This window comes from Pseudomonas sp. R62 (assembly GCF_000257605.1).
In the GTDB taxonomy this organism is placed as follows: domain Bacteria; phylum Pseudomonadota; class Gammaproteobacteria; order Pseudomonadales; family Pseudomonadaceae; genus Aquipseudomonas; species Aquipseudomonas atacamensis.
The window spans coordinates 418,113-423,531 of the sequence record NZ_JH635998.1; the positions used below are offsets into that span (position 1 = coordinate 418,113).

The following is a 5,419-nucleotide window of genomic DNA, read 5'->3' on the forward strand; positions in this document are numbered from 1 at the left end:
CAGTTCAAACAGGCGCTCAAGGGATTGCGGCTTTCCCGAGGCCAACAGAAAGGCTTCAAGCAGGGGCGCCAGCTCGCGGGGTTCAGTCAGGTTCATACAGGGACTCGTTATTCGGCTCGGGCTCGCACGTGGATCGCGGCGAACGGCTCATTCTGCACCAGCTCGACCAAGGATTCCTTGACCAGTTCAAGGATCGCCATAAAGGTCACCACCACACCGAGGCGGCCCTCTTCAGCGGTGAACAGCTCGACAAACGGCACAAAACCGCCGCCCTTGAGCCGTTCCAGCACATCGCTCATGCGCTCGCGGGTGGACAGCGCTTCACGGCTGACCTGGTGGCTTTCGAACATGTCGCCACGGCGCAGGACTTCGGCCATGCACATCAGAATCTCTTCCAGCGCGACGTCGGGCAACAGCTTGCGCGCCCGCGCTTCCGGGGCGTCGAGCTTGGGCACGATCACCTCCCGGCCGACCCGGCTCAGCCCATCGATACCTTCAGCGGCAGCCTTGAAGCGCTCGTATTCCTGCAAGCGGCGGATCAGTTCAGCGCGCGGGTCGTCTTCTTCATCTTCAACGGTTTCCGCCCGCGGCAGAAGCATGCGCGATTTGATCTCGGCGAGCATCGCCGCCATCACCAGATATTCGGCGGCCAGCTCCAGACGCACCGACTGCATCAACTCGACGTAGCCCATGTACTGGCGGGTGATTTCCGCCACCGGGATGTCGAGGATGTTGATGTTCTGTTTGCGGATCAGGTACAGCAGCAGGTCGAGCGGACCTTCGAAGGCTTCAAGGAAGACTTCCAGCGCATCCGGCGGGATGTACAGGTCCAGCGGCATTTCCATGACCGCCTGACCATAGACCATCGCGAACGGCAGTTCCTGCTGGGCGCCGGCCTGGGGATCGACCACGGTTTCCACTGCGGACATTCAGGCCTCGACCATGAACGGCGTCGGATCGCCGCAACCGACGCGGACCACTTCCGGGTCGTCGCCGGTCAGGTCAATCACCGTTGAGGCCTTGATGCCGCCAAAACCGCCGTCGATGATCAGATCGACCTGATGCTCAAGCAACTGGCGCATTTCGTAGGGATCGCTGAGTGGGTCTTCGTCGCCGGGCATGATCAGCGTCACGCTCATCAGCGGCTCGCCGAGTTCGGCCAACAGCGCCAGCGCGATCGGATGGCTTGGCACGCGCAGGCCGATGGTGCGTTTTTTCGGATGCAGCAACAGGCGCGGCACTTCGCGGGTGGCGTTGAGAATAAAGGTGTAAGGACCGGGTAGATGCGCCTTGAGAATGCGGAAGGTGCCGGTGTCGATCTTGGCGTAATTGCCCAGTTGCGACAGGTCGCTGCAGATCAGCGCGAAGTTGTGCTTTTCATCGAGCTGACGCAGACGTCGCACACGCTCGATGGCGGTCTTGTCGCCAATCTGGCAACCAATGGCGTAGGACGAGTCCGTGGGATAAATCACCACCCCGCCCTTGCGGATGATCTCGACCGCCTGTTTGATCAGGCGCGCTTGCGGGTTTTCCGGATGTATCTGGAAAAATTGACTCACATTCTCTACCTGTTCAGACGGCGGCAATATCTGTGTCATGTTTGAACCGACACCACAGGGGTGGAAGGTCCTCGGGAACCGGCCGGTACTGGCCGATCTCGGACCAGCCGCCAGGGCCATGGAAGTCACTGCCGGCGCTGACCAGCAGACCGAACTCACGGGCAAGGATCGCCAGGCTGCCCACCTGTTCTGCGGGCTGATGGCCATTGACCACCTCGATAGCATGCCCGCCTGCTTGAATATAGTCGGCAATCAGCTTTCGGCGCTTGCTACGGGTGAAATCGTAGTGCCATGGATGCGCCAGGCTGACCCAGGCACCGGCGGCGCGCAGGGTGGCGACGGTGTCTTCCAGGGTCGGCCAGTGCAGCTTGACGTCGCCGAGCTTGCCGGCGCCGAGCCATTTGCGAAACGCCTCGGCGCGATCCTTTACATAACCTTCACGCACCATCCAGTCAGCGAAATGCGGCCGGGCCGGCGCGTTGCCGCTGTCGCCCAGCTCCTGCTGGATCTGCCGGGCGCCGTCGAGGGCACCGGGCATCCCCTTGAGTGCGAGCTTGCGGCTTATTTCTTCCGACCGCAGCCAGCGGCCATCGTGCAATTTGGCGATCGCTTCAACCAACGGCGCGGCGTTGACGTCGAAACCGTAGCCCAATACGTGAATGGTCGCCCCGCCCCAGGTGCAGGACAATTCGACGCCGTTGACCAGTTGCATGCCTAACTCGGTGGCGGCAGTACGCGCCTCGGCGAGCCCCTCAAGAGTGTCGTGGTCGGTCAACGCCAGGACCCGCACGCCGTTTTCGAACGCACGCGCAACCAGAACCGCAGGCGCCAGGGCGCCGTCGGAGGCCGTGCTGTGGCAGTGCAAATCAACATTCACGGGGAGTTGTAACCTCAAATCAGCTGGCGCTATCGCGCGCCCATATGTTTGTTATTATGCCGCCACATCCAGCTTCTGGCTCTCACTGTGAAACAATTCATCGATTTCATCCCGCTTCTGCTGTTCTTCATCGTTTACAAACTTGATCCACGGGTCGTCGACATTGCCGGCCAGCAAGTGACCGTAGGCGGTATCTACAGCGCCACGGCGATGCTGATCATCAGCTCCCTGGTGGTGTACGGCGCGCTGTTCATCAAGCAGCGCAAGCTGGAAAAGAGCCAATGGCTGACGCTGATCGCCTGCCTGGTATTCGGCAGCCTGACGCTGGCCTTCCACAGCGAAACCTTCCTGAAATGGAAAGCGCCGGTGGTCAACTGGCTGTTCGCTGCGGCGTTCATCGGTAGCCACTTCATCGGCGATCGCCTGCTGATCAAGCGCATCATGGGCCACGCGCTGACCCTGCCGGACCCGGTCTGGACGCGCCTGAACATCGCCTGGATCGGCTTTTTCCTGTTCTGCGGCGCAGCCAACCTGTTCGTCGCCTTCACCTTCCAGAGCATCTGGGTCGACTTCAAGGTGTTCGGCAGCCTGGGCATGACCGTGCTGTTCCTGGTCGCACAGGGCGTTTACCTGTCGCGCCATCTGCATGACACCGATACCACAACGCCTAAAACCGAGGACTGACATGCTCTACGCCATCATTGCCACCGACGTTGCCAACTCGCTGGAAGCTCGCCTGTCCGCGCGCCCGGCGCATCTGGAACGCCTGCAAGCGCTCAAGGGCGAAGGCCGCATCGTGCTGGCCGGCCCGCACCCGGCCGTCGACAGCAATGATCCGGGCGCAGCGGGTTTCACCGGCAGCCTGATCGTCGCCGAGTTCGACTCCCTGAGCGCCGCACAGGCCTGGGCCGATGCCGATCCGTACATTGCCGCTGGCGTCTACGCCAATGTGATCGTCAAGCCGTTCAAGCAAGTCCTGCCTTAAGTCCTGCCACGCGATGAACCTTCTCGGTTCATCGCGCTCTCAATCGCTCATTATTCTCGTTTGCCTGCCGACAACCTGCCCAATATCCATTTGGAAACAGGTGTCGCGATGCGCAAGGGTCCGTTGTGTCTGATGTTGCTCACGTTGTCGATCATGGCCCCCGCCCATGGTGAGGAAACCACCGAAAGCGGCAGCTCCACGCCATTGTCATTGAGCGCCGGCAGCCAGATCACCGAGCTGCAACAGCGGCTCAAGGCCAGTGAGCAGCAGCGCGAAGAACTGAACAAACAACTGCAAAATGCCGACAACACTCGCGAAAGCGCCCAGCTCGCCCGGCTGCGCCAGGAGAACCAGCGTCTGAAGCTGCAACTCAAGGAAGCCCAGGCCAGCCCGCTGCCGCGTTTGCTGACCGACCAACAGCAGTGGTTCGTCACTGGCGCCGGGGTAGCGCTATTGGCGCTGCTCTGCGGTATCTTTGCCAGTGGTGCAAGCCGAAAACGTCGGCAATGGCTAAATTGAGTGAGTCATGAGCGAGCTGTTACTGATTGATGATGACCAGGAGTTGTGCGAACTCCTGAGTAGCTGGTTGAGCCAGGAAGGCTTCCAGGTGCGCGCCTGCCACGACGGCCAGAGCGCGCGCAAGGCGTTGGCCGAAACCGCCCCGGCGGCGGTGGTGCTGGACGTGATGCTGCCCGACGGCAGCGGTCTGGAACTGCTCAAGCAATTGCGCAACGACCACGCCGACCTGCCGGTGCTGATGCTGTCAGCGCGTGGCGAACCGCTGGACCGCATCCTCGGCCTCGAACTGGGCGCCGACGATTACCTGGCCAAACCCTGCGACCCCCGCGAACTGACCGCGCGCCTGCGCGCCGTGTTGCGGCGCAGCCATCCCGCCGCTGTGTCAACGCAACTTGAGCTGGGCGACCTGAGTTTCAGCCCGGTGCGCGGCGTGGTCAGCATCGACGAAAAAGAACTGACCCTGACCGTCTCCGAAAGCCGCCTGCTCGAAGCCCTGCTCAAACAGCCGGGCGAGCCGCTGGACAAACAGGAACTGGCGCAACTGGCCCTCGGCCGCAAGCTGACCCTGTACGACCGCAGCCTCGACATGCACGTCAGCAACCTGCGCAAAAAAATCGGCCCCCACCCCGACGGCCGCCCGCGCATCGTCGCGCTGCGTAGCCGTGGTTACTACTACAGCCTGTAAAACCATCTTGTTCCGTGTACGAGCTGCCCAAGGCGGCGATCTTCAGGCTGCAGGACGCAGAGCGTCCTCGGCTGCATTCCCACGCAGAGCGTGGGAACGATCAGATCGCAGCCTTCAGCATCACCTGCACTGGATATGTGTAAGGCCGGGCACGAAGCGTCTTTACCGAAGCTTTACGCTGCGCTGACCGCCGCTGACCTTGATCTGCGTAATCTGCACTCATCCGGAACGTACCGGGAACGAGACAAGGAGATACACCATGCGCAAGACTCTTATCGCTCTGATGTTCGCTGCCGCTCTGCCAACCGTGGCCATGGCCATGCCGCAAGATGGCGGTCCGCTCGGTGGTCCGCTGGATGGCCCGCGCCACGGCGGTCAGATGCACGGCGGCATGCACGGCAAAGGCCCGTACAGCGAGCTCGATCTGACCCGCGAACAGCGCGAGCAGATTCGCAAGATCATGGGCGAGCAGATGCACGAGCGTAAGCAGGTGGTCGACAAGTACCTGGAGAAACTCTCGCCGGCCGACCAGAAAGCCATGAAGGACGAGATCGCGGCCAACCACAAGAAAGCCGAGTCCGATGTCCGTGCACTGCTGAAACCTGAGCAACAGAAGCAATTCGACGAGATCCAGAAGAAACGCGCCGAACGCCGCGCCGAATGGGCCGAGTTCAAGGCCTGGAAAGCGCAGCAGGCACAAAAGGCGCAATAATGGCTTGACCCTGGGCCCGACGACTTACCTCGTCGGGCCTGTTCCATTCAAATCGAATGTGGGAGCGAGCCTGCTCGCGAAG

The 5,419-nt window shown here is 61.6% G+C and carries 8 protein-coding genes; 5 read left to right on the forward strand and 3 right to left on the reverse strand.

Translation table 11 applies throughout. The features are described 5' to 3' along the window. Positions 1-107: 107 nt before the first annotated feature. The 3 genes from OQK_RS03395 to OQK_RS03405 form a co-directional block, all read right to left on the reverse strand. Positions 108-806 carry a segregation and condensation protein A gene (locus OQK_RS03395; protein WP_177318482.1) on the reverse strand — a complete coding sequence of 233 codons (699 nt, stop codon included), beginning with the start codon at positions 804-806 and terminating at the stop codon, positions 108-110. Between the two features lie 123 nt (positions 807-929). Next, complete coding sequence (locus OQK_RS03400; RefSeq protein ID WP_016771124.1) at positions 930-1,559, reverse strand: L-threonylcarbamoyladenylate synthase; 630 nt, start codon at positions 1,557-1,559, stop codon at positions 930-932. Between the two features lie 13 nt (positions 1,560-1,572). Further along, the gene (locus OQK_RS03405) at positions 1,573-2,436 is read right to left on the reverse strand and encodes a PHP domain-containing protein (RefSeq protein ID WP_016771125.1); all 864 of its coding nucleotides are present in this window, start codon (positions 2,434-2,436) and stop codon (positions 1,573-1,575) included. A gap of 87 nt (positions 2,437-2,523) precedes the next feature. On the opposite strand from OQK_RS03405, the gene OQK_RS03410 reads away from it, so the two are divergent. The 5 genes from OQK_RS03410 (at position 2,524) to OQK_RS03430 (ending at position 5,337) form a co-directional block, all read left to right on the forward strand. Beyond that, positions 2,524-3,120 (forward strand): septation protein A, encoded by a 597-nt coding sequence (locus OQK_RS03410; protein ID WP_016771126.1) that lies wholly within the window; start codon positions 2,524-2,526, stop codon positions 3,118-3,120. 1 nt (position 3,121) lies between these two features. Continuing rightward, entirely contained in the window at positions 3,122-3,421 is a 300-nt protein-coding gene (locus tag OQK_RS03415; RefSeq protein ID WP_016771127.1) for a YciI family protein, read from the forward strand. 108 nt (positions 3,422-3,529) lie between these two features. Continuing rightward, positions 3,530-3,940 (forward strand): translation initiation factor 2, encoded by a 411-nt coding sequence (locus OQK_RS03420; RefSeq protein ID WP_016771128.1) that lies wholly within the window; start codon positions 3,530-3,532, stop codon positions 3,938-3,940. Positions 3,941-3,947: 7 nt separating this feature from the next. Further along, positions 3,948-4,625 carry a response regulator transcription factor gene (locus tag OQK_RS03425; RefSeq protein WP_016771129.1) on the forward strand — a complete coding sequence of 226 codons (678 nt, stop codon included), beginning with the start codon at positions 3,948-3,950 and terminating at the stop codon, positions 4,623-4,625. Positions 4,626-4,884: 259 nt separating this feature from the next. Next, entirely contained in the window at positions 4,885-5,337 is a 453-nt protein-coding gene (locus OQK_RS03430; RefSeq protein WP_016771130.1) for a Spy/CpxP family protein refolding chaperone, read from the forward strand. Positions 5,338-5,419: the final 82 nt, after the last annotated feature.

Bases quoted from the DNA above. Each gene is read 5' to 3' on its own strand.
- OQK_RS03415 (WP_016771127.1), top strand. From the start codon at position 3,122: ATGCTCTACGCCATCATTGCCACCGACGTTGCCAACTCGCTGGAAGCT.
- OQK_RS03420 (WP_016771128.1), top strand. From the start codon at position 3,530: ATGCGCAAGGGTCCGTTGTGTCTGATGTTGCTCACGTTGTCGATCATG.
- OQK_RS03425 (WP_016771129.1), top strand. From the start codon at position 3,948: ATGAGCGAGCTGTTACTGATTGATGATGACCAGGAGTTGTGCGAACTC.
- OQK_RS03430 (WP_016771130.1), top strand. From the start codon at position 4,885: ATGCGCAAGACTCTTATCGCTCTGATGTTCGCTGCCGCTCTGCCAACC.